Source organism: Myxacorys sp. (genome assembly GCF_059501405.1).
The window spans coordinates 1-26,222 of record NZ_JCACCM010000099.1 but is presented as its reverse complement, the minus strand read 5'-3'; the positions used below and the strand labels follow the sequence as shown (position 1 = coordinate 26,222).

The window sequence follows — 26,222 nt, the reverse complement described above, 5'->3', positions numbered from 1 at the left end:
TCCACACGGTAGAACTCAGTCTCTCATTTGTTGCTCTCTTTTTTCAATTTGGTATAACAGCTCTAAACGCCTCGACATCTATATTCATGAATAACGCAGTTAATTTGCTAATCAACACATCGCTTGCAATCAACATAGTCAATTAGCATGAGATCGACCCGTAAGAAAATTTCGGTCAGCTAGCGTGAGATCGAGGCCAGATATTGTGAAACGAGACAAATCTTCTTCTAATCACCTTTTCACTCCTTACTCTCCCGATTACAGTCTGAGGGAAAAGCTACAGCGCACTGCTACGATTCTGCATGCCAGTGCTTTCGCAGTGACTCGGTTGCTTCAGAACAAGAAGATCCAGTTTGCTGCCTCCGTTGAGATTACAGATCGCTGTAATGCAGGTTGCCACTATTGCTACGTCTACCCGCAGGAGTGGGATCAACGACAGCGGTTGCAGGGCTATCTGCAACTCTCTAAGGCAGAGCACTCTGAAAAGGAACGGCAGGTCTTTCAAACACTAGACCAATTGAAACAAGCAGGAATTATTCATGTCACCTTAGTTGGGGGAGAACCTGCCTTAGCTCCGCACATCATTCAGTATGCAGCCAACCTGTTCCCGATTATCTGGGTCGTCACAAATGGAGCTGCTAGGCTACCTTTGCTTCCGCGATCGGTCAGCGCTTTTGTTAGCCTCGATGGTCCCCCAGACCACCACAACCAGTCCCGTGACCCCATGGGTTTCTTTGCCAATCATCACTACGAAGGAAACACTGGGATGGCAGCTGCAATTGCCCGTAATATCAATCAGTCTGAACGCGGGGCATTTGTGCATTTGACGCTAACACGACCAGCTGTAGAGCGATTTCCAGAAGCGGTGAGCTGGGTAGTGAGAACTGTCACGAAACTGCGCGGAATCATTGTCTCAGGGACAACGGCTAAAACGAAAGACGATCCGGCTGCATTTACTCTGGAGGATCGGCAACGCCTCAAGCAATTGATTGAAGCCGCTGCTCAAACTTATGGATGGTCACTTTTTCCATTTAACCAGCCAAAAGCTAATGAGTTTTTATTTAATGCAGAACATATTATCGACACCCCTTCTAATTGCTTGGTCTCGCAATTAACAAAAACTGTAGACTTTGATGGTAGAGCCGTTGGAAAGTGCGTACTTCGGGATGAAATGGACTGTCAAACCTGCCTTTGCAATATGACGGCCTTGACGCAAGCCATTGCACAGTTTGATGTGAAGACCATTCGAGGGGTATCTCGTGCAAATTTTGGATAGTGTCGAGGATATTTGTCACCTAACACGTTTGATAGGCTCTTACGAAGTTTTGGCGATTTGGGATTGGGAAGTTTTCTAAACCGTTAAATTTGCCTTCCTGCCGGTAACGATCTCGCCCCAATTTACTAAAGCTCTAGAAAGGCGATCCCTCCTATAAAATTCGGCTACACGCCAGAAAGATGCGACACTTAATTTGCGAATGGATCCTTCTAATTATTAAAGAATGGGTTCTCTGAACTTTTTTGAGCAAGCGATAGCTTGTAGAAAAACCGACCCTACAAAAAACGACACTTAAACTGCGAAGGTAATTTTGCGACGCTTAATTTGCGAATGCTTTCAAATGTCGCTTTCTCAACAAAAATCTCTAGAGTCTTTGTTAGATAGGTGTTTTAGCTTGCTATTTGATGCGAAATCGGTTTTGAGATCGCGACATTTAATGTGCGAATGTACAAGTACAAAAGCCGATGGCGGGATTTGAACCCGCGACCGCTCGATTACGAATCGAGTGCTCTACCACTGAGCCACATCGGCGTATATCAACAATCAGTAAGTATAGCAGGTTTCACGAACGCCACGACATAGATTTTGGTCATACTACAAATTGCACAAATTCATGGCACGATTTAAAGTACCCTGAATTCTCTATAACCTTATGACGGAACGTTCTGAACGATTGCGCAGACAAGACCCAGAGCGATATGCACGCCTTGTTGCAGAATCAAAAGCTCCTTACCGAGGACTGAGAAAGTTTATCTATGGCGGGGTGGGAGCTTCGGGTGTGATCGGAGCGGTTGTCTTTCTGACGCAAATTTTAGCGGGTCGAGACGTAGCTGCTGCCCTACCTAATCTTGCACTTCAAGTCGGACTAGTTGCAGTCATGGTTTGGTTATTTCGATGGGAAGACCGCACGCTTAGAAAGTAGAGTATTCAGCTAACGGTCAAGACTTGCAGAGCCACTAGTGCCCCAACTCAGTCCGTCGGATACAGATTATAAGCGACTGGCAAGAACTATCAGAAGTAGGTTTGATAGCAGAGGTAGCAGGTAAGAATAAAATACTCTATTCTTCCTGCTACCTCTGCTCAGAATTCGTTTTGAGTTGTGAAGAGCTTACCGATCAACGATCCGCTGCTTACCTGCCGCTAACAATATAAGGAGATGGAATTGCTTGGGCTTTACCTGAATTCACAAGTGATTGGTAGATGAAAGCAGCGACCTCAGCACGAGTGGCTTCACGATTTGGATTGAGTTGTCCAACGGTAGGATAATTCACTACAACTTGCTTTTGAGTTGCAGAGGCAACGAGTCCATTAGCGTAAGCGGGAATTGTCGTTGCATCTTGGTACTTCGACAAAATTGAGACATCTCCTGTGCCATACTCCAAACCATTTGCCAATGCGACTAGAACTTGTACTCTAGGAATTTTTTGCTCAGGCCTAAATGTTCCACCCGGGTAGCCTGACACAAATCCACCTTTTGCAGCCGTCTGAATTGCCTCATATGCCCAGTATTTCTGAGTCACATCAGAAAAATTAATTCCGGGTTTTTTAGCGGCGGGTGCAAAGGCTTTAAGAACGATCGCAGCAAACTGCGCGCGAGTCACAGGTTCGTTTGGCTTAAAGGTGCCATCTGGAAATCCTGAAATAATGTTCTTAGCTGCTAGTGCTTGAATATAGCTTTGTGCCCAATGTCCTTGAACATCTGTAAAGGCTACATCGCCGCCCGCTACAAAGTCAATTTTTCCAGCAATCTTCTTTGGATCGATGTTGTTTCCGACCGCGACTAATGTTCCGCTCGTTCCGTTGTTCACATCATACTTCACGTTATTCCGAATGATGTTATTGCCAACATCTTCTCTAGTTCCTAGATTGGGTTGGGCACTGCTAGTTACAACTATGCCATTTTCCTTGTTTTCGGTAATCGTATTGTTGCGAAGAACTGGACGGGAACTGTCGCTAATGAAGAGTCCAGACTGATTTCTAGTAATTTGGTTGTTTGTAATAGTAGGCGTTGCGCTCCCTCCAATCGCAAGTCCAAATCCTGTATCTAGAAATGTGCTGTTTCTAATTTCCCCACGTGCTGATTTTGTAATAGAAACACCATTGCCTTGATTTTTGGTAAAAGCACTATCTGTAATGATTGGGTTTGCGGTTCCAGTGATGAATACTCCTTCCCGTAAACTATTAGAGAAGGTGCTATTTGCGATCAAAGGATTGGTGTCTTCGATCCAGACGCCTGTTCCACGAGAAGCTGGGTTGGTAACGCTAATACCGCGGATCTCGCTGGCTTGAGATGCCAAAATTGTGACATTCTGTCCTGCAAATGTTTTGCTAATAATGCCACCGCTTCCTTTAATCAGGGTGCTTTGTCCCTTGCTGGCTTCATCTCCTCGTAAAATAACACCGGGTTTTAGGGTGATCGGAAATTTTTCGCCGTTCTCTTGAACATAATTACCGGGCGCAAGCTGAATAACTGTTCCGGCTACCGCTTGCTGAAGTGCAAAGGAAATGGTGCGATAGGGAGCCGCTTCAGTTTTGCCAGCGCTCGGCTGATCGTTACCACTGGTGGGATTGACGTAAATAACAGAGGTTGCTACTGTCGTCAGTGGAGTTGTTTGGTCGGGCGGATTGAGCGATTGCGCTAGTACAACGCTATGTCCTGGAAATCCAATTAGGGCAGCCAGTCCAATTCCAGATGAGATGGAAGCCGCTTCTAGAAGACGCCCGAACCGCGAAGGGATATTCTTGCTGTTGCCCTGATATGCCATAACTTTGTTACACGTAGATAATGATTTGGAATCAGTGAGGTTTGCACCTAACGTCTTGTACCTGAGTTTTGCACCTATTGGGGAAATGACAAACGCAGCGGACGTTGGGTTCCCTCACGTCGGTTAGAAATATACACAAGTTAATCGGAATTGGTGTAGTGAGAGAGGGAAATCTTTAGAATCTTCCTAATCGTATTCGCTGAGAGCGGGTTACGAAGAATTTAACTCTTTACGGCGGTAACTGCTATGTCCAACCATCTAATTATTTTCACTCGCTATCCCGAACCTGGAAAAGCGAAGACTCGCCTTATTCCTGCCCTTGGCGATGCAGGAGCCGCCGATTTACATCGTCAGATGGCTGAACATACGGTGGCTCAAGCTCGCAAGCTTCAAAAGCAGCAGACTGTTTTAGTCGAGGTGCAGTTTACAGGAGGTGACTTGGCGCAGATGCAAACCTGGCTAGGCGAGGATATGCAGTATCGATCGCAGAGTGCGGGAGATTTGGGAGAGCGGTTGGTACAAGCATTTCAAGCAGCTTTTGGGCAAAATGCTACGGCTGTTGTGGTGATTGGAACAGATTGTCCGAGTTTGGGGGAAGACATTCTATCCGCCGCGTTTGAACTTTTAACCACAACCGATGTAGTTCTGGGTGAGGCAACTGATGGTGGTTACTATCTTGTTGGTTTACAAAAACTGATTCCTGAACTATTTAAGAATATTTCCTGGAGTACTGATATTGTATTTCAACAAACGTTGGCGATCGCAAGCCAGCTAAAATTGACAACGGCATTGCTTCCTGTATTAGATGATATTGATCGCCCAGAAGACCTAAAGCATCTGAAGATGTAACGCTCCCTAAAATGCTGCCAAAAATCTCAGTCATTATTCCGGTTCTCAACGAAGCAGAATACCTTTCTAAAACATTGGCACTTCTGAGCATGGCGGCGAACGTAGAACTAATTGTGGTGGACGGAGGTAGTCAAGACGCGACGATCTTGGTGGCTCAAACGGCTGACGCTCAAGTGATTTCTTCAACTCCTGGTCGCGCCGTTCAGATGAATTTAGGAGCGGCGATCGCATCGGGCGACATTCTCCTTTTTCTTCATGCTGACACTAGGCTACCGCCCAAATTCGACACGATGATTCGAGAAACGCTCGCCTACTCTATTGCAGGAGCGTTTGAACTGAAAATTGATATTCCTTCGGTTGGAGTACGGCTAGTAGAGTGGGGGACAAATCTGCGATCGCGCTATCTCCAACTTCCCTATGGAGATCAGGCAATTTTCTTAAAAAAATCCGTTTTTCAAGCGGTCGGCGGGTTTCCAGCGTTGCCGATTATGGAGGATTTTGAATTTGTGCAGCGCCTCAAACGCCACGGCAACATTCAAATCGTTCGTGCTTCTGTCCTGACGTCTGGACGACGATGGCAAACGCTAGGCGTTGTACGGACAACCTTAATTAATCAATTCATCATTGGGGCATACCTTCTGGGCGTATCACCCGAACGCCTCAGACAGTGGTATCGCATTGGTATGAGCAGGCGCAAAGGCATGAGCAAGCGTAAAGTATAAAGGGTAGAAACTTAGTAGCTCAAACTTAGATTGATGGTTTGGAAAGGGATGAAGGATGAGGGACGCTTTTCGACGAATTTCAGTACACTTTAGAAGATGCTCCTCACTTAACTGCCTTCTATGCCTGTTCGTAAAGATACTATTTTTGAGCAATATCTCGCTCCTATCCTTCGCTTCTTTATTAATGAAGACGAATTGCGCCAATTTGCAGACAGCATTGATTGGCAAGTGGAAAGCGATCGCATCCGCAATCCGAAGCTGACATATCCTGCCTACTACTCTCAGCATTTTCATAGCATCGAAGGCGGTTATCTCAACCTTAGCGCGGCTGTCACCTACGACCCAATCACACAGTACGTTTTGCCTCCGAACGAAACCTGGGTACGCCAAAGTCTGATCGATGCGATTCGAGTTAAACCTCTTCGTATTCTCGATTTAGGCTGCGGAACTGGCTCGACAACGCTAATGCTTAAACAAGCCTTTCCCAACGCTGAAGTGATTGGGCTCGATTTGTCACCTTACATGCTGATTGTTGCAGAACATAAGGCAAAAAAAGCAAATTTAGAAATCCAGTGGCAGCACAATAACGCAGAAGAAACCCGTCTTGCTCCTGGATCTTTCGATCTAATTGCGGCTGCTCTATTGTTTCACGAACTACCGCCCGATCGCTCTCAAGCGGTTCTAAGAGAGTGTTTTCGGCTACTCAAAACAGGCGGCGAAGTGCTCATTCTCGATGGCAATCAGAAAACGTTGCGGCAGACCGAATGGCTCACTCAAGTTTTTGAAGAACCTTACATTCAAGCGTATGCTAACGGGAGTGTTGATGCTTGGATGGGAGCCGCCGGATTTGAAGCAATTCAGACGGAAGAATTTTGGTGGATGCATCAAGTCACGCGTGCTGTAAAGCCTCTTCCTCACGCAGATTTTATTGCCGACTTTGAACGTGATGATGAGATGCGACAGTGGGCAGTTGGATAGTGAATGGGCGGGCAAGATTTTTGGGTACGTTCTGAGTTCTTCAAGTCTGGAGACCTTAGGGTTTCCATGCCAAGTTTGAGGTTTAGAGGAGTGAAACGCTGTAAGTTATGGAAACGCTGTAAGTTATAAGAACGTTTTCAGAGGCGAGCATTTAGCTGATCGCTCTTATATCTTTCAAAATCCTATACCCTATTAGCCATTATCATTTGCACGGCAGAATCGTATCTATGTCCCTTAAAGCTATTCTCTTCGATTTCAATGGAGTCATCATTAACGATGAGCCGCTTCATGAGCGACTAGTTGAGCAGCTTTTAATTGAGGAAAACTTGCGCCCTAAAGCAGGAGAGTTTCGAGAATTCTGCTTAGGACGGAGCGATCGCGCCTGTCTGCGAGATTTGCTCACCCATCGAGGACGAGTCGTAACCGATGACTATTTAGAAACATTGATCGCTCGAAAATCCCGTGCCTATGTTGAGCAGCTAGAAGCACTAGAAAAGCTACCGCTCTATGTAGGATTAGAGGATCTGCTGTTTAAGTTAAAAGGGACAGCCTGTAAACTGGCAATCGTGAGTGGAGCCGTTCGGGCTGAAATTGAACTCGTACTAGAGCGCGCCCAGTTGCGGCACTATTTTTCGGTCATTATTTCAGGCGATGACATGGCCACGAGTAAGCCCGAACCGGATGGATACCTATCCGCGATCATGCGGCTCAATACTGAATTTCCTGACCTCCAATTGCAACCATCCCAGTGTCTGGCGATCGAAGATACCTTTGCTGGCATAGACTCCGCTAAACGCGCTGGCATTCCTGTTCTAGGTGTTGCCAACACGTATCCATTTCACATGTTGCAACGCCGCGCCAATTGGACAGTTGATTACCTCTCTGATTTAGAGTTAGACCGGGTACAGCAGATTTACGAGAAGGTTGCGGTCGCGTAGGATCGTAAATTTAGTGAATCTTGCGATAGGATGCGTCAGTTGTTTTGGATCAGCTTTAATTTTTGGGTGGAAAAAGCTGTCACCTCTTTTGCAGGAACATTTTAGTAGATTTGCCAGACCTCTGATAATCTCTGACAGAAGCTTGAAAGAACATGGAGCCTAACTCTGTACAAATTGAGTTCGTAGATGTTCGGACTTTAAAGTGTCATATCGCAAGACTAATTTGTGTAGCAGAAGATATTCAGCCCCAATCGCATAAACACCAGCAATAGATGAACAGCCAGTACGGACATATCACTGCTTTGCTCCCACAATGACCTGTTCCAGGATCAGAACTAGCACACACCAGGGCAAGCAAAGCTCTGCTTTTCCCCTATAGTAACCCCTGCATCTATCACACAAATTATTACCAACAGAGCTCCGTGAGTTCCTATACAGGCTCACGCTGTTGAGGTGGTCTACCGTTGTCTGACTTCTATCTAACTTCTGTCTAACTTAGGGACTTCGAGAAATTCAGTCTTCCTTCTATAGACACATAGCCGCAGTTCGATGAACTTCCGGCACAAGTTCTTTCACTCATGCGATCGCGCTCTGAAAAAGATTGACCAGAATCCGCTTCTGCAACAATGCAGCCTCTTTGTCGTGGCGCATTGCTTAGTTCACTATGACCTCGAACACTCTCTAGGAGTTCCACAATGATGTTTCGTTTTTTCAACGCGTCTGAACAACTACTGCAAACACGAGGGACAATAAATTTACCAACGCAGCCTGCAACACTAAACGCAAACCAATTTGAGCAGACGAATCAAAGAAGCCTGAGTAGTGATCCCAACACTGGCTTTAGCGAGTTTGAACAGCAAGTTGTAGACCTGACAAATCAAGAGCGCGTCAGTCGAGGACTATCTCCGTTAGCGATTAACCCAACGCTTAATAATGTCGCTGAACAACACAGTCAGGATATGGTCGTGCAGAATTACTTTAGTCATCAAGGCAAAGATGGCTCCCTTCCTTGGAATCGAATGCAGGCACAGGGGTATGCCTACTCGCGTGCGGCTGAAAACATTGCATTTGGGCAAACAACACCGCAGCAAGTTGTCACCGATTGGATGAATAGTCCAGGACACCAAAAAAATATTCTTGATCCCAATCTCAAAGAAATTGGTGTCGGCTATTACAACGGGTACTGGACACAGAATTTTGGAACTGCGATGGCCTAACCAGTCGCATAATTAGTTCACCAAAATTGACTTAAAAAAAGGGTAGACATGGGATGTCTACCCTTTTTAAAACGCTCAGTTTAAGTGTTGCGCGTTATCTAATTAAACGGCGATTTGATTGGCAAACCCCGACGGGAGTGTAGGAGCGTCGAGTTCAACAACCTTAGCAGAATCATGCGAATGCCACACTTTGCCATCGAGTGCCATTTGCTCAATTAGACTCGCGAGACGCAACGCCTTGAGCGCTTGCACACCCCCCACCGATGGCTGATGTCCTCCCCGAACGCACTGAACAAAATGTTCTAACTCCGCATGGAGAGGCTCAATATTGCTTGTCTGAACTTTTTCAATCAGACCATCCTGACGATACAGCACCTGTCCGTAATCGGTTCGATAGTTCGCCGTTGTCTGACGGTGAATCAAAATTTCGTTTTTGAGAAAATCAGCTTCCGTTAAAGAACTCTTGCAGTGAGCCGCGATGCGACGAATTTTTCGATGCGTCACTTTGCTGGCGGTCAGCGTTGCGACAATGCCATTGGCAAAGCCTAACGTTGCGGTTACATAGTCAAGATAGCCAGAATCAGACGCGCGGCTTCCGCTCGCCGTTAGTTTGCTTACAGGGGATCCAGCTAACTCCAACAGCAAATCGATGTCGTGAATCATTAAGTCCAAAACGACCGAAACATCGTTTGCGCGATCGGAATAAGGACTCATCCGATGAGCCTCTAAGGCCAGCAGTTCCTCAGTTTTGAGAACCTTGCTTAGCTCCTGAAACGCTGGGTTAAATCGCTCGATATGTCCAACCTGAAGAATGCATTGGCACTCCGCTGCTAAATTGACGAGCGATTCTGCCTCTGCAATACTTGCCGCGATCGGCTTCTCAATCAGAACATGAACTCCGGACTTTAGCGCTGCCGAGCCAACTGCATGGTGCAGCCGAGTCGGAACCGCGATACAAACCGCATCGACGCACGTTAGCAGGTCGTGGTAGTCCTCAAAAAATCGGACACGATATTTGCTTGCCGTGTCCAATCCTCGTTCTACATTAATATCAGAAACACCCACTAGTTCTACGTCTTTGAGCAGACTCAAGACCCTAGTATGATGTTGTCCCATATTACCAACCCCGATGACACCCACACGAATCGGATCGAGATGGGGTCGTTGCATACCAAAATTGGAGTACCCAATTGGGATATCACCTTGCACTCTTATTACTCCTCCACCACCGAGATTATGCTGATAGACAGCTGTAAATTCTCCTCAAACATCCAGATACTAACACAGCAACATTAAATATGAAGAATTTCAAAGATTAGTCTAAGTTCCCTTAAACGATAAGATTTTTGATTTCTTATGCTTTATGTCAAAAGAGGGAGTTTCTAAATTAGGAGCAAAATTTGAGTCGCTTTTAGTGAAAAAATGGCGCCTAGAATACGGAATAAAAGGAATTTCTGGAGATGATGAAATCGGATTTACAGCAAGGAGCAGTTGGGTTAAACCATCTCTTACACTTATTGGACGTCGAAACAGAGGTCAAGGTTTAAATGAAGCTGCGTGAATTCCCTAGATTGCATCTCCGTAAACTTCTGGTGAGTCTCCATGAAGATTTCACCAAATATAGACCAGGGCTTGATAGCTCTATTGCTATGCAGAATTCGGCTGGATATGATCTTGGGATCATTGATGGGGTTCTTACGTGGACATGAGACCAACACAGCCCGTGCCGCAAGAAGTTGTGCAACAAGTCGCTGACTATTTCAGTGTGTTGGGTGAACCGATGCGCCTGCGGATTCTTAATTTGCTTCGGGATGGCGAAAAATGTGTTCAAGATTTGGTCGAGGCAACAGAAACCAGCCAAGCGAATGTATCTAAACACTTAAAGGTGATGTTGCAGGCAGGAATTTTAACGCGCCGCACGAAAGGCACGTTGGCCTATTACAGCGTTGAAGATGACTTGGTGTTTGAGCTTTGCAATCTAGTCTGCGATCGCCTTGCCAGCCGGATTGAGCAACAGGCGAAACACTTTCGAGCATTTAGTCTGGCGAGTGAAGAAGGGGGGATGGCATAAAGCATCCCTTAATAGCCCTCATTACTCACCTTTCTGCCCAAAACCCTGCTCAAATGCGGTTCGCGTCAACGGCTGATCGACGATTAGCCCTTCTCCACCCAGCGTTTTCAAGGCGCTACCTTCTACAGACAGAAATACTGGAGCTTTTGGATCAAGGCTTGTGGCAGTATAAAGGACTTGAGCAAGGCGAGTAGACATCGAAAGACTACCGCCGCCTGTGGTAAAGGTTTTTGATAAATCGACGTAAATTCCCTTGGGCTGAACTTTGAGACTTCGCAGTTGAGTGCCTTCTGGAATCGCAGATGATACGTTTTTGGCGGGTGGCTCGCTTAGAACTGCGTTCATAGCTGCTGTTAGGGCGACTTCGGGTTTCTTGGTTTCTTTAACGTTAATCGGTGAGGCAGTGAGTTGAATTTCAGCCCCTCGGTCTTGCAACCAATACGCTTGAGGCGTTTTCTGAGTCACTACTTTTGGCTGAGAAGTGCCTTGACTGGGAATGGTATTGGCTGGCGGGGGGAGCGGAGATGCAGATGGAGTGGGCTGAGTTTGCTCGATCGCGGCATTGGGGACAGGTTTACGTTGTTGAGATTGCTGCCATGTGAAATAAGCGGTAGCACTGCCCGCCGCTACCATTGCTGCCGATAACCCAACCACAATTCCAACCGGAATTCTACGCTTCTGCTCTTGCATGGAGAAACCTCCCAGAACTAATTCATGATGTGTAATTCGTCGTCGGGAACCTGCCCCAGGAATTACTGAGGTGAACCTTAGGAGATGCTGAAGTAACTACACTATGTTTAGCGTGAATTTCGGAAAGAATGCGAACAAATTTTACTTTCTTGAGGTTGGACGAAGCTGAACGAAGGTCGAAATTTCTAGATGGGTGGGCTGTACGTTGAATGCTAGAACGCGAGCCGTAATGCCTGATTTTTCTAGCGATCGTAGATCAAAGCGATTGGCAATAGTTTCAGTTAGGGCTTGAACGACTGGAGCGGGGGCAGCTTGCCCATTGGCAGTAACTTGTAAGTTTTGAAGCTGTAGGGTTCGCCCGGCGATCACTTCAGGCTTTGCTTCAGCCACGATTGCAAGCTGATCAGGATAACCCTGTTCTTGTAATGTCGCTTGAACGCGGACGCGATCGCGCTTTAGAGCGATGCGCGGACTTAGAAACGTGTATCGCTGGTTACGCCGCACTAAGTTTTGAAGTTGAGTCGCGATTTTGGGTGATTCCAGTGCCCGATTGATGTCTTCTTCCTTGAGAATCATCCGTATTCCTGCTTGCAGAGGTTTCGCAACCTTGAGGCGCAATCCTTGTAGAGCAATGGGATCAGTTTCAAGTTCTAAAGTATCAATGCGAATTTCTTTTTGAGGAACCAAGCCCCGCCCTACCAATCGGAGGCGATCGATTCGGCCTTGTACGAGTTGATAGGTTGGGGCATTGTCGATGCGAACCTGCAAGTCTTCAACAGAAACGAATTGTTTACGAAGCGTTGATTCAGCAACGCGATCGCTCACGATTCCGAGGGGAGAAATCAATCCAATCAAGCTTGATAAAAGAAGGGTGAAAAATTCCATGAGTTAGTCCCGACTGCCAAGAGAGCAATGCACCGCTTTACAAATATCACTGCTCAAAGGTAGGTATCGTCTCTGTTTCTGCGGTGGCAGATTGGAGCCATTCTTGTAGTGCAGGTAACGCTACGATCGCGTCTGAATAGGCTTGACAGGTGGTATCAAGCGCGATGCCATACGTTCGGAAGCGCAGCACAACGGGAGCAAACATCGCGTCTGCGATCGTAAACCGCCCAAATAAAAACGGATCTCTCCCACCATATGCTTGTCGGCAGTCTCGCCAAATCGTAGTAATGCGATCGATGTCGTTTTGCACCTCTGATCCGAAGTTCCGACCCGGCAAGTGAGCGCGACAATTCATTGGCAGGTGATGGCGCAAGGCGAGAAACCCAGAATGCATTTCTGCACAAATTGACCTCGCAACAGCACGGGCAGTATAGGTACCAGACCACCACGACCGCTCTGGAAACATCTCTGTCAAATACTCAAAAATGGCGAGGGAATCCCACACAATGCGGGATTCGTGAATCAAAATTGGAACTTTGCCATTTCCTTGGGGGCAGAGTTGACGAATCTGATCCGTGGCCTCCGGGCTGTAGAGCGGGATGCGAATTTCGGTAAAGGGCAAGTCGAACTGCTTCATTGCCAGCCACGGGCGCAGCGACCAAGATGAATAGTTTTTGTTGCCAATCACTAAGGTAAGGGAAGTCATGTCGTTGCTTCAGTAATCCACTGCTTTAGGGTTGAGACAACATCTGCGATCGCGACGTTTTGCGCTTCTTTGGTTGCCCGTTTAACCACCTCGACGTTGCCGTCTTTCAGCGATTTTCCAGTGACCACGCGATAGGGAATGCCGATTAGCTCAGAGTCTTTGAATTTGACGCCGGCCCGCTCATTGCGATCGTCGAGCAGGGTTTCGATGCCTGCTTGATTGAGTTCGGCATAAAGTTTTTCAGCCGCTGCGACTTGATCGGCATCGTTCACATTGGGAATGACGACAACCACATGGTAAGGCGCGATCGCAACTGGCCAAATGATGCCATCTTTGTCGTAAGATTGCTCGACAGCGGATTGGGCTAACCGAGAGACGCCAACCCCGTAACAGCCCATCGCTAAGGGAATTTCTTCCCCCTGCTCGTTGGTGTAGTTTGCGCCGAGCGCTTTTGAGTATTTTGTGCCGAGTTGGAAGATGTGCCCAATCTCAATTCCTCTGGCGGTTTTTAGGGTTTGAGCGGGGTCGTGGAGGGCGCGATCGTCAGCTTTCGCGGTTCGGACATCAACAAGATTAGACTTCTGAAACTGATCTCCCCAATTTGCGCCGACCACGTGATACCCCGCTTCATCTGCACCTGTGACAAAATCTTGCAAATCGGCAACCGTTTGATCCGTTAAGCGGATAAATTTTGGGGCAATGTTTTTGCTCGATTGAATATAGTCGTCGCTTAACGCTGGAGACATGTAGCCCAACGGTAAGGATTTGGCTGCCCATTTTTGTTGAGCATCCACATCGGGAACGGTTAGACTGACGATCGTTTTTCCACCATATTGATCCGCTAACTTGACCAGTTCATTCTGAAGTTTGACTTCGTTGACATCTTGATCTCCGCGAATGTGAACGAGGACTAATGCAGTTGTGCCACTGTCAAACACGGCTTGGTAGAGAACGTTTTTGACAAGATTTGTCGGCGAACAGTTGAGGAATTTGCAAACCTTTTCAATGGTTTCGGTTCCCGGTGTTTCCCGTTTTTCGTAACTGCTAAACGGAGAAGGAGCAACGTCAGGCGGAATGGAAGCCGCTTTCTCGACGTTTGCTGCGTACTTGCCGTCATCTGTGTAGAGGATTTCGTCCTCTCCTGCGTCGGCTAACACCATGAATTCTTGAGAGCCTGAACCGCCGATCGCACCCGAATCGGCATCAACGGCTCGAAATTTTAAGCCGCAGCGACGCAAAATATTGTGATACGCCTGATTCATTTTTTGGTATGTCGCCTTCATCGCCGTCTCATCGGCATCAAATGAATAGGCGTCTTTCATGATGAATTCGCGACCGCGCATCAAACCGAACCGGGGACGAATTTCATCGCGGAATTTAGTTTGAATTTGATACAAATTTTGAGGCAACTGGCGATACGAGCGGATCATTTCCCGCGCGATCGCAGTAATCACTTCCTCGTGAGTTGGACCTAAACCCAACTCGCGATCTTGACGATCGATCAGGGAAAACATAATCCCTTCGGCTTTGGTGTAAGTATCCCACCGTCCTGATTCTTTCCAGAGATCAGACGGCTGCAATTGCGGCAGTAAACATTCTTGTGCGCCTGATGCATTCATTTCTTCGCGCACAATTTGCGACACCTTCTGCAATACGCGCCACATGAGCGGCAGATACGCATAGACACCACTGCCGATCCGCCGAATATACCCCGCTCGCACCAACAGCTTATGGCTCGGAATTTCCGCTTCTGCTGGATCTTCGCGCAGTGTCACCAACAACATTTGAGAAAGCCGCATCGATCGTGCCCCTTTGCGCTGATAAACCTAGATTGAACAAACCATCCTTCAGTCTAAAGGACAGAGGAGGGCAGAGAGCATTCATTCTACCTTTTGGTGACAATTCATGGGTGTTGCTGCGTCTGGGTATGATTGGTTAATGGTTCTTCCCAGTGAAAGTGCAGGAAATGCTTGCACTTCTTGTCCACTCTAGATAGAGGATCTGAGGGTGAGGGCAACCCTGGACGGCAGAATGGCGACCGACCGATGGGCGTTCTCAAGGCTATCCTTCCTGCAAAAGCGGCGCTCGCTGGTTCTACGAACTCCAAAGCAGCAAATGGGAACCCAGAAGCAGTAAATAGGAACTCCGGAGCAGCAAATGAGAACCCAAAAGCAGCAAATGAGAACTCCGGAGCAACAAATGGGAACTCCGGAGCAGTAAGTAGGAACTCCGGAGCAACAAATGGGAACCCAAAAGTTGCAAATGGGAGCTCCGGAGCGACAAATGGGAACTCCGGAGCAGCAAATGAGAACTCCCCAACAGACGCATTTGAATCTGAGGCAACAGTTTGGTAACTTAACAAGGCGGATTGCTTGAAGCCGTTTCCGAACCGAAGCCTGGATTAAATTTGAATTTATAGGAGAACAGTATGTTTGCAGGTAAACAGCCCACCACCTTAGGCGTTCGCGATGGTCGATTAGCTCCCTGTCCCGCAACGCCTAACTGCGTGTGTAGCCAAGACTCTGATCCAGGGCACAGCATCGAGCCGTTGAAATTGAGTTCTCCTGACAGCGCGATCGCCGATCTCAAGCGCATCATTCAAGCTCTGCCTAAGACAAAAATTGTCGAAGAGAGCAACGATTATTTATACGCGCAATTCACTAGTAAATTGATGGGCTATGTGGATGACGTGGAATTTTATGTCGATCGCGCCGCAAATGTGATTCACGTTCGGTCTGCTTCGCGGCTTGGCAAGAGCGACCTCGGCGTAAACCGCAAGCGGATTGAACTCATTCGCACGCAGCTTGCGTGATGGCGCGATTAGCGCAGAGCGCAACTTCAAAGAAATCCGCTCTGCAAAGCTCCGAAGGATCGGCAGGACTTAACCACGTTTAGCGCTTGACGCAGCTCTGAAGAAGCGTCCTAATTTATGATGTCGCCGCTCGATCTTTATTCTTGAACGTTTTTCGCATGACCCATTGAACGAAATCAGGAAAAAGCCGATTGGATAGAAGCGAAAGATTGGCTGACCCCACAAGCACATCTGTCCGCTTGTGCTGGACGGCATCCCAAATCGCTTGAGCGACATCTGCGGGTTTCTCAATCACAGGGGCACTTAAAACCTGTTCAAGCTGCTGACGACGGGCTTGCTGATCCTCCTCATCCTTGCCTTTAAAGAGCGCTCGTTCCATGAAATTGCTCTTAATTAGACTCGGGTAGATGCCGCAAACCGTGATGCCTTTCGGGGCAAGCTCTGATGCTAACGATTTCGTCAGCCCGGTGACAGCAAATTTGCTCGTCGCGTAGGGAACAAGATACGGAGTCGGAACCCGTCCGCCGATCGAGCTAAGATTGACGATCGTTCCAGAGCCTCGGCTCGTGAAATGAGGCAACAATTCGTGAATTGTGTGAATGTAGCCCCATAAGTTTAGGTCTAGAACCGAGTGCCAATCTTCCAACGAATAGCACTCGGCAGGCCCTGACGTGTAGATACCTGCATTGTTAATCAGAACATCAACAGAACCGTATTCCGCGATCGCGCGTTCAACTAAGTGCTTCACCTGTTGCGGATCGCGGACATCGGTTGGCACTGCGATCGCGCGATGGGCATAGGTTTGTAATTCCTGGGCAAACGCTTCTAAACGCTCGGCATTACGAGCGGCTAAAACCACGTTATACCCATTGCGAGCAAACAACAGAGCAGTCTCACGACCGATGCCTTGAGACGCCCCTGTAATTAAAACTGTCGAAGCCATAGATCTAATTTAGAAAACGGTTTGATATTCCCTCTACGATCGCTGAAATGCCTAGAGAGTACTTCTGTCAAGATAGGTAAATCAAACGTTTGTCAGCTATTTCATGGCTTCTCGCACCAAAATAACCGTGCAGTCACATCGTCTGGCAATCTCCTCTGGAATGTTGCCTTGAACCACCTGTTGCAACAAACCTTCACGAGTTGCGCCCAACACAATCACATCACACTGGTCTTTCTGTGCTAACGAGATGATCGCCCCAGATACCGAACTATCCTTCACTGGCATCAGGGTGACGGGGCACTTTAACCGATGTCTCAAAAAGGTCATGGCATCTTCTAGGGCAGAAGCACTGGGCAGCGATCGCGCCGGATGATGCACCTGACACAGACAGACGGTTGGCTGCTGAGAAAGTTGGGCCAAGGCAGGTAAAAGCCGGATCGCTTGACGAGAATTAGGACCTCCGGCGATTGGCACGAGCCAGCGATCGAGGTGAGGTGGCTCCCCTTTCGCGTCTCCCATCTTCACCAGCACAACATCACAACTCGCCTGCCGAATGATGGTATCGACAACGCTGCCAAAAATGCGTCCAGGTGTTGTGGTTTCGCCTTTCCAGCCCATCACAATTAAGTCTACATGGCGTTCTTTTAGGGTCTCTAAAATGGCGTGAGAGACATCATGAGTCACGCGCACTTGGGTATGCACTGGAATTTGCCACGTTTTACCAAGCCGGGATGCCCGCTTCAAGAGTTGCCGACTCACACTAGTAGAAACTTTGGTTTCGGCTGGAGCTTGGTGGCGAGGAACCAGAATCACCTGGAGACACTCGACTTCGTAGCGGCGATCGCGGGCGATCGCGGCAGCCATTTGCAATAGCCTGTCAGCCGTTTGAGGATTCGCGATCGGCACAAGCAATCGGCCTCGCCCCGTTGAGGGGGCTTGAGTTTGATAGACCACGTAGGAGGGTTCTGGTCGAGGCCCAAGCTGAGCCGCATCGTCGCCTAGCTTGTCTGATTCGGCTCGAATGATATCAGCGCGAGTAATAATGCCAAGCAGTTTACGATGCTCGACTACAGGCAAGCGGCTGATTTTGTAGCGATTAAGCAAATACAAGACGCGCGTTAATGGATCGCCAGGACTCACGGTGACGGGTTGCGGCGTCATGATTGTCTCTAACGGCGAATCGTTCGCGAGGTTGCGCTCCTGAACGTAGGAAAGATCTGTTTGGGTGACGATGCCAACGAGTTTGCCATCTTCGACAACGGGAAAGCCGCGATGGTGCGATCGCGAGAAGGCTTGCATCGCTTCTTCGACACTAATTTGGCTCGCTAAGGTTTCGACCCGTGGCTGCATAATATCGACGGCCGTCAACCCGCCTAACCTCACCTCAATTCCAGCCTTCTGGTCGAGTTGAATGCCCTTGAATGCCAGTAGATGCTGGTAGATCGAACCACTATGCATTGTCTCAGCCACGAGATAAGCGGTCACAGAGCCAATCATAAGTGGCAAAACTAAATTAAAGTCCGTCGTCATCTCAAAGACAATGACGATCGCGGTGATTGGTCCGCGTGTCACCGCGCTAAAAAACGCTCCCATTCCAGTGAGCGCTGCGGTTGTCACCAAATTTTCACTTCCGTCTAAGCCTAACGGGACGCCGAGCAATTGCAACTGTTGCGCCACACTCGCTAGTAAATGCCCCAAGGTTGAGCCAAGAATTAGCGATGGCGCAAATAATCCACCAGGCGCACCAGAACCAAACGCGACTAAAGTGAGAATAAACTTTGTAATGAAAATAATCGTGATGATCTGCCAGCTAAATCCACTAGTGATCCAGACTTCCTGCAAACTGGCGCGATCGCGTAGCACATCGGGTAACAGCGCGATCGCCAAGCCTGAAATTAATCCAGCACAGGCTATTCTCCAAGGCAACCCCCACTGAAAAACGCGACGGTTGACCTGCAAACTGAGCAAAATCCCGCGCCCAAACAAGGCTCCTAGTAATCCCGCCAGAATTCCTAACACCAAAAACAAAGGGATGTCGTGGGCGGTAAAATTGGTGGAGAATTGCAGCGAATTTCCGCTGGCGTTGAGTCCTTGCCCGCCCAAGAGCCGAGACACCACTGCACCCACAAAAGATGCCAGAATTGCCGTTCCTAGCGTCAGTCCTGACACGTCTTGCAGCAGTTCTTCCACCACAAACAGAACGCCTGCGATCGGCGCGTTGAATCCTGCTGCCAATCCTGCCGCCGCGCCTGCTGCAATCAATTGACGTCGGTGATCAGGCGAGGTAGGAACCCAAGCGCTGAGTTGGGCCGCGATCGCGGCTCCAATTTGTACAGTTGGACCTTGCCGACCCAAAGTTAAGCCTGATCCGAGCGAGAGTAACGTGCTGAGCAACTTTGCGATCGCCACCCTGAGATTCAACGCGATCGAGACACCGCCCAAGGCAGCTTTGACTTGAGGAATGCCGCTTCCAGACGCTTCAGGAGCAATCCGTTCGATCAAAATGCCTGCTAAAAATCCGCCCGCTATTCCAATCAAGGGCAAAACAATCCAGGCCGGATACACCTGCGCCGTTTGCAACCGCCAGCCGCTCAGAAATCCTGCTCCTTGCTTCAACAGCACCGCCGCCAATCCAGAGACCAATCCAATCACGCAAGCTTCTAGAACAGCGAGTTGCTTTGGCTGAAAAACACGAGGAATTGGCTTTAAAAAGTCAAAGCGCATGAGGATAATTTGCGTTAGTCGCCGTACACTGCCTTATCTTAGCGGTCAACTTTGGTTGCAATGAAAGGAGTCAGCCTCTTGGACTGTAGAAAATGGGTAAAGATTTTAAGAAGCAGAGATTTCAAAAAATAAGGTGGGCAATTGCCCACCTTACAAGCCATGACCTATTATCTGATGCCCTGTTATCTTCTATTAGCTACCGACCGCTACAGATTGATTTTGGCGATGCTCCTCAACCATCTTGCGGAATTGGTCTCCTTCGATCGTTTCTTGGTCTAACAGGGTATCGACTAAGCGATCGATGAGGACTCGGTTTTCTCTCACTAATCGGCAGGCATCGGTATAGCAGTGTTGCGCGATCACTTGCACCTGCTGATCAATCTTGCCTGCAAGTTCTTCAGAGTATTCCGAGCGCGGCATCAAGCTCCGTCCCAGAAAGACTTCATCATTTGAGGTCTCTAACGCCAAGTTGCCCAGATCCGACATGCCAAAGCGGGTGACCATCTGGCGCACCATGCTCGTCACTTGCTGAATATCGCCGCTGGCTCCTGTTGTAATTTCATCATCACCAAAGATGATTTCTTCTGCCGCCCGTCCGCCAAGCGCACTGGTCACTTGAGCTAAAATTTGCGATCGCGACGTTAAGCCTTGCTCTTCATCGGGGGTAAACCACGTGATGCCCAGCGCTTGACCTCGCGGAACTAGGGTCACTTTCTGTACCGGATCGTGATTCTTTAGTAAGGTCGCCACGATCGCATGACCCACTTCATGATAGGCGATCAGCCGTTTCCGCTTGCTATCCATCAGGGGCGCTCGTTCCATACCGGCGATCACCCGATCGATCGCATCGTCAATTTCTAGGGGAGTGATCGCATCTTTGCGTCGCCGCGCCGTCAGAATCGCAGCTTCGTTCAGGAGGTTGGCCAGTTCTGCTCCAGAAAAACCAGGGGTACGACGGGCAACGGCATCAAGGGAAATCTCGTCAGAAAGTTTCTTATTGCGAGCGTGGACTTCTAGAATCTTGAGGCGTCCTTTGTACGTTGGCAGGTCTACAATAATCTGCCGATCGAAGCGACCCGGACGCAGAAGGGCAGAATCTAGCACATCAGGGCGGTTCGTTGCGGCGATGATGATGATGCCTGCATTGCCTTCAAAGCCATCCATCTCGGTGAGCAGTTGGTTTAGCGTTTGTTCTCGCTCATCATTGCCACCCCCAATTCCGGTTCCGCGTTGACGCCCAACCGCATCAATTTCATCAATAAAAATAATACAAGGGGCATTTTCTTTGGCTTTCTTAAACAAGTCCCGCACGCGAGACGCGCCGACTCCGACAAACATCTCGACAAATTCAGACCCGGAGATACTAAAGAAGGGAACGCCTGCTTCACCTGCGATCGCTTTTGCCAACAGCGTTTTACCCGTTCCTGGAGCGCCAACGAGCAGCACACCTTTGGGAATCCGCGCACCAACCGCCGTAAAGCGCTCAGGCTTCTTCAAAAATGTCACGACTTCTTGCAGTTCTTCTTTGGCTTCTTCAATCCCAGCCACATCATCAAACAGAACTCCGGTCTTCGCCTCCATTTGGAATCGAGCGCGAGATTTACCAAAATTCATGGCTTGTCCAGGACCGCTCGAAGAGCTACTGGAGCGCCGCAAAATCATCAATAGTCCGCCAATCAGCAGCATGACTAACAGCAAGTTAGCTACTAAGCCGAGGACGAGGCTATTATCGCTGGTGGGTTGAGAATCGAAATCGACATTGCGCGATCGCAGCCGCTCAATTAATTCTGGATTGCGATCAAGAATCTGCACATCGATCGGGGCGTCCTTAGTTTTGCCTTCCAGCCTAACTTTCGCCACTCGTTGAGCTTCGTCAATTTCGACTTTTGCGACTTCCCCAGCATCAATCTTTTTCAGCAGTTCACTATAGCTGAGCGAATCACGGGTTTGTGAGATCGCAGGCGTGCTCATAAGAATGCTTTGTATCAGCATCCAGCCCACCATGACTCCTTTCACCACCGTTCCCCGCACGGCGGTGGAACGTTGTCTTGTCAATGCCGTACTCTGCGATTCATTCTTCATATCCCGCGCCTTTTCACCTCAGTGCGACAACATCTTAGACTGCTGTTGAGTGCGAGATGTTGCTATGTTTGCATTCTAGTCTAACTTTCCCGATGAGCAATGGCATGGGAGGAAGGGCTAGGGAGGTTTGCTTTAACCTACGGCTGCCCCAGCCGTGTACTTCACAATCCGCAAACAGTTCCGTTGCCCCTGGCGATCGTAGCTGACTTCATCGGCTAATCGGCGCAAGAGAAACCAGCCGTAGCCCCCTTCCTGAAGCGTTCCTGGCTTAGGTTCTGTCAGGGCAGTTGGATCAAAAGGTTGACCCCAATCCCAAATCTGAATCTCCATATGATCGTCGTGCAAGGCAACGTCGATGTCGATAGACGTTTCTACCGACAATCCAGAGTGGGCATGGCGAACGGCATTGGTAAAGCCTTCCGCTAACGCTAAGTTGAGGCGATGTAGCTGATGGTTTTGACGGGCAACCAGCGGATCGTGCTGAAGCCAAAACGTCTCAAACCATTTCTGCACAGAGTTGAGTACTGTGAGTTTGCTGTTAACCGTCAGATGGTCTTGGTAGAACATGCTCAGGGTCGTTCGGAGGGGTCACTGGGTCACACGATCTCGCGAATTGGCACAGCCAATCGAAAGAGCGCGATTATCATAGTCGATGTAACAATAATTGCTCTAAGAATATCCGAAAGCGGTCAGAATTCTTTCGACAAGCGCTAAAAATGTTACTCAACGTCACCATTCCGGTCAGTGAAGAATACCGACTGATCACGTGAGTTGAAGCGCCTGCTCTTGTAATTCTAACAATTCTTGGATTCCTTGTTCTGCTAAATCTAAAATTTGCTCTAACTGCAAACGAGAGAAGCTACCCGCTTCTGCTGTTCCTTGAATCTCTATTATATTTAGCGCTTCGTTCATCACGACGTTACAATCAGTGTCGGCAGCAACGTCTTCTGCGTAGTTCAAATCTAAGAACGCTTCATTTTCAATTAAGCCAACTGAAATAGCAGCTACACGATGAATGATGGGCGATCGCTCTAATTCTCCAGTTGAAACCAAATACGCGATCGCGTCCTGCAAAGCAACAAATGCCCCTGTGATCGAAGTTGTTCGAGTGCCTGCGTCGGCTTGTAGCACATCGGCATCGATCGTAATCGTGCGCTCTCCTAAGGCATGCATATCAAGCGTCGATCTCAAACTTCGCCCAATCAACCGCTGAATTTCTTGAGTCCGTCCAGAAAGCTTAAACGACTCACGCTCATGGCGCTCTGGCGTTGCTCCGGGCAGCATTCGATATTCTGCGGTCAGCCATCCTTGTCCTTTCCCTTCAAGAAACCGAGGAACTTTGGGCTGAATGCTAACCGTACAGAGAACTTGAGTGTCGCCGCACATTGCCAAGACTGAGCCTGCTGAAAATTTGGTAAACCGACGCTCAAAGTGAGTAGGGCGCAGTTGGTTCGGCTGCCGACCGTCAGGACGATACCATGCCATGAGGGAAACCTCAGATAGTGTAAAGAATAGTACTCTATCACCTTAGATCTGGTCGGTTAAGGAAAGAATCAAGGATGCAACGCTTTGCAAAGAAGAACCCTAGTCACGGATCTTGCATTCGCCAGAACTAGCCAGGGTAGATACAGCAAAGGAGCAGATGGAATTGTAAAAAACTCCTCTACTCCTTGTATAAAGTTGACCTTCGTAGATCGACTGCGCTGTTCTAGGTGTTCAACCCCTGATCCAAGTTGATGTTCTAAGTTACTAAACAGAACACAAATCTATTGCTCACTTTGTTTCCGTTTTTTATAGCGCAAGCTTGCTAAGCCGGTGAGTAAAATAGCACCAACTGTACCAGGTTCAGGCACCTTTTTAGGAGTGCTGGGAGCGGGAGATGGAGCTGGCTCAGGTTTAACCTCTGGAATAAAAATTGGGTCTGGAGCGGGTGCGGGTGTAGGTGCTGGAGTTGGAGCAGGTGCGGGTGCTGGAGCAGGTGCGGGTGTAGGTGCTGGAGCAGGTGCGGGTGCTGGAGCAGGTGCTGGAGCAGGTGCGGGTGCTGGAGTTGGAGCAGGTGCGGGTGCTGGAGCAGGTGCGGGTGCTGGAGCAGGTGCGGGTGCTGGAGCAGGTGCTGGAGCAGGTGTTACGGCTACTGGTTTATTGACAAAAGCTTCACTTCCACCATCACCAAAGGCTTGAACGTGGAATCCAACACGCAAGACACTGTTTGTTAGGCTTTTAATGATGTCGTCAAATGTGACGTTGGAGCTTAAATTGAACAGTACATTTACAAATTCGCCAGGATTTACACCCATCTGTGAGACTGGTTGATTAGCCTCAACTGAAAAATCTGAGTTAAACCGACCTCCAGGAGCGTTATTGCTTCCTGGTAGATTGCCTACGCTATTAGGTATTACGAAATCTACACCACTACCGCTATCAGTGATTGAGGCGATATTTTCGAACAGACTTGTAGTTTGGTCAAAATAAATTTGGGTTATGGAAGAGGCTTGTTGCCCAATGTTGTTGAACGAAAATAGAACCTGATTTGAGTTACTGACCTTAGTCACATCTAGAAATAGTTGACTTTGACCTGTTGCGGCATTAGTAGCACTATTCCCAGTGATATTTTGAAATCCAAAGCGCACTGTAGATGATGGCGCGGGCGCAGGTGCGGGCGCAGGTGCGGGCGCAGGTGCGGGTGCGGGCGCAGGTGCGGGTGCAGGCGCAGGTGCAGGTGCGGGTGCAGGTGCAGGTGCGGGTGCGGGCGCAGGTGCGGGCGCAGGTGCGGGTGCAGGCGCAGGTGCAGACGCCTTGCCATTGCCATTGCTATTGCCATTGCCATTTGCAGCTGAGGCTGGTTGGCTTGTCGCCAGAAGACATGCGCCTATTAGGGTCAGCGCGGGAAGCCCAAAAGCTACCTTGAATGAAAACTTTGACATTTTTCTAAAATTAATTCCTGGGTGTATGTATAAGTTTTTACACAGCATTGAGCTGGAACGCGTGCAAAGTTTCAATCTTTAATCGCTTCTTCATCCTGGCTCCTCTAGTTTTGAGGTTGCTAAATAATTGAAGAAGCAATTAAGTAATTGCTCGTATCGTTTGTCTCTATGGATTCGGAATTCAGCGTATTTATTCTTACATTTCATTCTACGAATTCAGCTCAAAAATAAAGGTTCTCAGTACAGGTATAGAACCTACGTACATATACGCATTAAAATTACGACAATTCTAGTTGAGGCTCTGATCTCGCTTGGAGCAGATTGGACATACAGTTAAATTTTGAAAGTGATAGATAGGGTTTAAAACGTTCAGAAGCCAGGATTTCTCCTGGCTTCTGATTTTCTACATCAGAATTAAAGGCTTTGATTAACGACGAAGCCAGCCATTAACTGTAAAGCGGCTGTCCCGAAAAGCTCGCGATGGGCATCGTACAGGTAGCACTTCATGCATGTAGCGGCTTAGAAAGAAGACAATACTGTTGTTACGAGGCTCGACTGTATTAAATGAATCTGCCTTTACGTAATAGTTATTCTCGATCTTGCTATCGTAAATCAGCAGCTCTCCACCAGCAAAAGGTTTTGGCTCCCGATAGAAGTAATAAACATAGGTAAGTTCTCTCGTTGCAGTATCTGAGCTGCCATTGTCGTTGTGAAGCTTGTAGTAGTTTCCGTCGTTATGAGACGTTAGTTGAGTTTCTATTTGAGAAATGGGAAACGGCGGTAATTCTAATTTACTGATTATGTCTGGAAGAATTGCTTGAATTCGATTGACTATTAATTCAGAAAAATTAGGGAATGAATATAAAACCTGCGATCGTCGATAGTCTAGAGCATCTGTTGAAGTGTTTGTAGAAACAAAAGCTTTCTCCTGTTGGAACACATAGTTCAGTAGCCGATCTCTTTCTTCATCGGTCAGGAAATTATCAATTTGTACATATCTAGAAACGAGATTATCTTTAGGTTCTGGCTGAATTTCTTCAACCGGTTCCAAAAAGATTGGGGGTTCTGTCACCAAACCAAGCAGATGTTCACTAGGAAAATAAATGACCGAGCGACCTTCATTAACCGGAATCTGAAATAGACCAGAAAAATTGCTCCTTTGAGATTGGGAACGGTCTACTAAGGTTGTGAGAAGCTCATGCAAGAGTGGTGCATCTGAGTTCAGCTTTAGCGTATATTCATGTCCACCTGCTAGAAGCAGTTTAACTGAGACAGCTTGAGATTGAGTATGTTGAGAAGCCAGAGTCATAATTACTTCTTTGTTCGACAGCAGAAAAGAAACTAACTTGAGTTTTGTTGCTGTTAAGAAACTATCCGCAACCTCTTTTTGTTTCTATAGTAGGAGCGAATAAAGTCTTCACTGAATAAAATTAGAAATTACTGGAGAAGGTCTAAGCATCTTTTGTAAAAGGTTCCCCAAAAGATAGCGATCTGAACTTGAGCGTTGCGTGATGAGAATACGACTTAAGCAGAAATTAAAATCGTTCAGTATGTAACGTAGTGTTTAGAGACGTTGCGGCACATTCCCAGGGTTAATTCATTGTGAGAGTAGAGAAAGTAGGATAGGAAGCACCCCTATT

24 protein-coding genes and 1 tRNA gene are annotated in these 26,222 nt (G+C 48.0%); 11 read left to right on the top strand and 14 right to left on the bottom strand.

Annotated features, from left to right (window positions below; translation table 11 throughout):
• Window positions 1-205 precede the first annotated feature (205 nt).
• Window positions 206-1,276 carry a radical SAM protein gene (locus tag AC5I6P_RS12400; protein WP_495694072.1) on the top strand — a complete coding sequence of 357 codons (1,071 nt, stop codon included), beginning with the start codon at window positions 206-208 and terminating at the stop codon, window positions 1,274-1,276.
• A gap of 459 nt (window positions 1,277-1,735) precedes the next feature.
• On the opposite strand, the gene AC5I6P_RS12395 is transcribed toward AC5I6P_RS12400, so the two are convergent.
• Window positions 1,736-1,807 (bottom strand) — tRNA-Thr (locus AC5I6P_RS12395).
• A gap of 121 nt (window positions 1,808-1,928) precedes the next feature.
• Here AC5I6P_RS12395 and AC5I6P_RS12390 point away from each other — a divergent pair.
• Entirely contained in the window at window positions 1,929-2,198 is a 270-nt protein-coding gene (locus AC5I6P_RS12390) for a DUF3493 domain-containing protein (RefSeq protein WP_495694071.1), read from the top strand.
• Between the two features lie 208 nt (window positions 2,199-2,406).
• Here the strand turns inward: AC5I6P_RS12390 and AC5I6P_RS12385 are convergent, their stop codons facing one another.
• On the bottom strand, window positions 2,407-4,041 hold the full coding sequence (locus AC5I6P_RS12385; protein ID WP_495694070.1) for a DUF1565 domain-containing protein: 1,635 nt from the start codon (window positions 4,039-4,041) through the stop codon (window positions 2,407-2,409).
• 246 nt (window positions 4,042-4,287) lie between these two features.
• On the opposite strand from AC5I6P_RS12385, the gene AC5I6P_RS12380 reads away from it, so the two are divergent.
• The 5 genes from AC5I6P_RS12380 to AC5I6P_RS12360 all read left to right on the top strand — a co-directional run bounded on the left by AC5I6P_RS12380 (window position 4,288) and on the right by AC5I6P_RS12360 (window position 8,745).
• Window positions 4,288-4,890, top strand: a complete 603-nt coding sequence (locus AC5I6P_RS12380; protein WP_495694069.1) for a TIGR04282 family arsenosugar biosynthesis glycosyltransferase — start codon at window positions 4,288-4,290, stop codon at window positions 4,888-4,890.
• An 11-nt stretch (window positions 4,891-4,901) separates the two neighbouring features.
• Window positions 4,902-5,612, top strand: coding sequence for a TIGR04283 family arsenosugar biosynthesis glycosyltransferase (locus AC5I6P_RS12375; RefSeq protein WP_495694068.1), 711 nt, complete (start codon window positions 4,902-4,904; stop codon window positions 5,610-5,612).
• 120 nt (window positions 5,613-5,732) lie between these two features.
• Window positions 5,733-6,590, top strand: coding sequence for a class I SAM-dependent methyltransferase (locus AC5I6P_RS12370; RefSeq protein WP_495694067.1), 858 nt, complete (start codon window positions 5,733-5,735; stop codon window positions 6,588-6,590).
• Between the two features lie 227 nt (window positions 6,591-6,817).
• Entirely contained in the window at window positions 6,818-7,528 is a 711-nt protein-coding gene (locus AC5I6P_RS12365; protein ID WP_495694066.1) for an HAD family hydrolase, read from the top strand.
• Between the two features lie 695 nt (window positions 7,529-8,223).
• The gene (locus AC5I6P_RS12360; protein ID WP_495694065.1) at window positions 8,224-8,745 is read left to right on the top strand and encodes a CAP domain-containing protein; all 522 of its coding nucleotides are present in this window, start codon (window positions 8,224-8,226) and stop codon (window positions 8,743-8,745) included.
• A 102-nt stretch (window positions 8,746-8,847) separates the two neighbouring features.
• Here AC5I6P_RS12360 and AC5I6P_RS12355 read toward each other — a convergent pair whose 3' ends face one another.
• Window positions 8,848-9,915, bottom strand: coding sequence for a Gfo/Idh/MocA family oxidoreductase (locus tag AC5I6P_RS12355; protein ID WP_495694064.1), 1,068 nt, complete (start codon window positions 9,913-9,915; stop codon window positions 8,848-8,850).
• A 193-nt stretch (window positions 9,916-10,108) separates the two neighbouring features.
• Here AC5I6P_RS12355 and AC5I6P_RS12350 point away from each other — a divergent pair, with 193 nt between their 5' ends.
• Window positions 10,109-10,306 carry a hypothetical protein gene (locus AC5I6P_RS12350; protein WP_495694063.1) on the top strand — a complete coding sequence of 66 codons (198 nt, stop codon included), beginning with the start codon at window positions 10,109-10,111 and terminating at the stop codon, window positions 10,304-10,306.
• Between the two features lie 144 nt (window positions 10,307-10,450).
• Complete coding sequence (locus AC5I6P_RS12345; protein ID WP_495694062.1) at window positions 10,451-10,816, top strand: ArsR/SmtB family transcription factor; 366 nt, start codon at window positions 10,451-10,453, stop codon at window positions 10,814-10,816.
• A 21-nt stretch (window positions 10,817-10,837) separates the two neighbouring features.
• Here the strand turns inward: AC5I6P_RS12345 and AC5I6P_RS12340 are convergent, their stop codons facing one another.
• The 4 genes from AC5I6P_RS12340 to proS form a co-directional block, all read right to left on the bottom strand.
• Complete coding sequence (locus tag AC5I6P_RS12340; RefSeq protein WP_495694061.1) at window positions 10,838-11,506, bottom strand: GerMN domain-containing protein; 669 nt, start codon at window positions 11,504-11,506, stop codon at window positions 10,838-10,840.
• 141 nt (window positions 11,507-11,647) lie between these two features.
• Window positions 11,648-12,391, bottom strand: coding sequence for an LmeA family phospholipid-binding protein (locus AC5I6P_RS12335; RefSeq protein ID WP_495694060.1), 744 nt, complete (start codon window positions 12,389-12,391; stop codon window positions 11,648-11,650).
• A gap of 46 nt (window positions 12,392-12,437) precedes the next feature.
• Window positions 12,438-13,097: a glutathione S-transferase family protein gene (locus AC5I6P_RS12330; RefSeq protein ID WP_495694059.1), complete on the bottom strand. Its 660-nt coding sequence runs from the start codon at window positions 13,095-13,097 to the stop codon at window positions 12,438-12,440.
• Window positions 13,094-14,896 (bottom strand): proline--tRNA ligase, encoded by a 1,803-nt coding sequence (proS, locus tag AC5I6P_RS12325; RefSeq protein WP_495694058.1) that lies wholly within the window; start codon window positions 14,894-14,896, stop codon window positions 13,094-13,096. Before proS ends, AC5I6P_RS12330 begins: the two co-directional genes overlap by 4 nt.
• Window positions 14,897-15,142: 246 nt before the next feature.
• Here proS and AC5I6P_RS12320 point away from each other — a divergent pair, with 246 nt between their 5' ends.
• Together AC5I6P_RS12320 and AC5I6P_RS12315 are read left to right on the top strand one after the other, a co-directional pair.
• Window positions 15,143-15,451, top strand: coding sequence for a hypothetical protein (locus AC5I6P_RS12320; protein ID WP_495694057.1), 309 nt, complete (start codon window positions 15,143-15,145; stop codon window positions 15,449-15,451).
• A gap of 74 nt (window positions 15,452-15,525) precedes the next feature.
• Window positions 15,526-15,909 carry a DUF1499 domain-containing protein gene (locus AC5I6P_RS12315; protein ID WP_495694056.1) on the top strand — a complete coding sequence of 128 codons (384 nt, stop codon included), beginning with the start codon at window positions 15,526-15,528 and terminating at the stop codon, window positions 15,907-15,909.
• Between the two features lie 115 nt (window positions 15,910-16,024).
• Here the strand turns inward: AC5I6P_RS12315 and AC5I6P_RS12310 are convergent, their stop codons facing one another.
• The 7 genes from AC5I6P_RS12310 to AC5I6P_RS12280 all read right to left on the bottom strand — a co-directional run bounded on the left by AC5I6P_RS12310 (window position 16,025) and on the right by AC5I6P_RS12280 (window position 25,891).
• A complete protein-coding gene (locus AC5I6P_RS12310; protein WP_495694055.1) occupies window positions 16,025-16,852 on the bottom strand; it encodes an SDR family NAD(P)-dependent oxidoreductase in 828 nt (275 codons plus the stop codon).
• A gap of 96 nt (window positions 16,853-16,948) precedes the next feature.
• A complete protein-coding gene (locus AC5I6P_RS12305) occupies window positions 16,949-19,576 on the bottom strand; it encodes a chloride channel protein (protein ID WP_495694054.1) in 2,628 nt (875 codons plus the stop codon).
• A gap of 192 nt (window positions 19,577-19,768) precedes the next feature.
• Complete coding sequence (gene ftsH, locus AC5I6P_RS12300; protein ID WP_495694053.1) at window positions 19,769-21,658, bottom strand: ATP-dependent zinc metalloprotease FtsH; 1,890 nt, start codon at window positions 21,656-21,658, stop codon at window positions 19,769-19,771.
• 132 nt (window positions 21,659-21,790) lie between these two features.
• The gene (locus tag AC5I6P_RS12295) at window positions 21,791-22,225 is read right to left on the bottom strand and encodes an ATP-binding protein (RefSeq protein WP_495694052.1); all 435 of its coding nucleotides are present in this window, start codon (window positions 22,223-22,225) and stop codon (window positions 21,791-21,793) included.
• 195 nt (window positions 22,226-22,420) lie between these two features.
• On the bottom strand, window positions 22,421-23,143 hold the full coding sequence (gene rph / locus AC5I6P_RS12290) for a ribonuclease PH (protein WP_495694051.1): 723 nt from the start codon (window positions 23,141-23,143) through the stop codon (window positions 22,421-22,423).
• A 281-nt stretch (window positions 23,144-23,424) separates the two neighbouring features.
• On the bottom strand, window positions 23,425-24,582 hold the full coding sequence (locus AC5I6P_RS12285) for a PEP-CTERM sorting domain-containing protein (protein WP_495694050.1): 1,158 nt from the start codon (window positions 24,580-24,582) through the stop codon (window positions 23,425-23,427).
• A gap of 427 nt (window positions 24,583-25,009) precedes the next feature.
• Complete coding sequence (locus AC5I6P_RS12280; protein WP_495694049.1) at window positions 25,010-25,891, bottom strand: 2OG-Fe(II) oxygenase; 882 nt, start codon at window positions 25,889-25,891, stop codon at window positions 25,010-25,012.
• Between the last annotated feature and the right edge of the window lie 331 nt (window positions 25,892-26,222).

Coding starts and splice junctions, on each gene's coding strand:
- AC5I6P_RS12390 (WP_495694071.1), top strand. CDS start 1,929: ATGACGGAACGTTCTGAACGATTGCGCAGACAAGACCCAGAGCGATAT.
- AC5I6P_RS12385 (WP_495694070.1), bottom strand. CDS start 4,041: ATGGCATATCAGGGCAACAGCAAGAATATCCCTTCGCGGTTCGGGCGT.
- AC5I6P_RS12380 (WP_495694069.1), top strand. CDS start 4,288: ATGTCCAACCATCTAATTATTTTCACTCGCTATCCCGAACCTGGAAAA.
- AC5I6P_RS12375 (WP_495694068.1), top strand. CDS start 4,902: ATGCTGCCAAAAATCTCAGTCATTATTCCGGTTCTCAACGAAGCAGAA.
- AC5I6P_RS12370 (WP_495694067.1), top strand. CDS start 5,733: ATGCCTGTTCGTAAAGATACTATTTTTGAGCAATATCTCGCTCCTATC.
- AC5I6P_RS12365 (WP_495694066.1), top strand. CDS start 6,818: ATGTCCCTTAAAGCTATTCTCTTCGATTTCAATGGAGTCATCATTAAC.
- AC5I6P_RS12360 (WP_495694065.1), top strand. CDS start 8,224: ATGATGTTTCGTTTTTTCAACGCGTCTGAACAACTACTGCAAACACGA.
- AC5I6P_RS12355 (WP_495694064.1), bottom strand. CDS start 9,915: ATGCAACGACCCCATCTCGATCCGATTCGTGTGGGTGTCATCGGGGTT.
- AC5I6P_RS12350 (WP_495694063.1), top strand. CDS start 10,109: ATGTCAAAAGAGGGAGTTTCTAAATTAGGAGCAAAATTTGAGTCGCTT.
- AC5I6P_RS12345 (WP_495694062.1), top strand. CDS start 10,451: ATGAGACCAACACAGCCCGTGCCGCAAGAAGTTGTGCAACAAGTCGCT.
- AC5I6P_RS12340 (WP_495694061.1), bottom strand. CDS start 11,506: ATGCAAGAGCAGAAGCGTAGAATTCCGGTTGGAATTGTGGTTGGGTTA.
- AC5I6P_RS12335 (WP_495694060.1), bottom strand. CDS start 12,391: ATGGAATTTTTCACCCTTCTTTTATCAAGCTTGATTGGATTGATTTCT.
- AC5I6P_RS12330 (WP_495694059.1), bottom strand. CDS start 13,097: ATGACTTCCCTTACCTTAGTGATTGGCAACAAAAACTATTCATCTTGG.
- proS (WP_495694058.1), bottom strand. CDS start 14,896: ATGCGGCTTTCTCAAATGTTGTTGGTGACACTGCGCGAAGATCCAGCA.
- AC5I6P_RS12320 (WP_495694057.1), top strand. CDS start 15,143: ATGGGCGTTCTCAAGGCTATCCTTCCTGCAAAAGCGGCGCTCGCTGGT.
- AC5I6P_RS12315 (WP_495694056.1), top strand. CDS start 15,526: ATGTTTGCAGGTAAACAGCCCACCACCTTAGGCGTTCGCGATGGTCGA.
- AC5I6P_RS12310 (WP_495694055.1), bottom strand. CDS start 16,852: ATGGCTTCGACAGTTTTAATTACAGGGGCGTCTCAAGGCATCGGTCGT.
- AC5I6P_RS12305 (WP_495694054.1), bottom strand. CDS start 19,576: ATGCGCTTTGACTTTTTAAAGCCAATTCCTCGTGTTTTTCAGCCAAAG.
- ftsH (WP_495694053.1), bottom strand. CDS start 21,658: ATGAAGAATGAATCGCAGAGTACGGCATTGACAAGACAACGTTCCACC.
- AC5I6P_RS12295 (WP_495694052.1), bottom strand. CDS start 22,225: ATGTTCTACCAAGACCATCTGACGGTTAACAGCAAACTCACAGTACTC.
- rph (WP_495694051.1), bottom strand. CDS start 23,143: ATGGCATGGTATCGTCCTGACGGTCGGCAGCCGAACCAACTGCGCCCT.
- AC5I6P_RS12285 (WP_495694050.1), bottom strand. CDS start 24,582: ATGTCAAAGTTTTCATTCAAGGTAGCTTTTGGGCTTCCCGCGCTGACC.
- AC5I6P_RS12280 (WP_495694049.1), bottom strand. CDS start 25,891: ATGACTCTGGCTTCTCAACATACTCAATCTCAAGCTGTCTCAGTTAAA.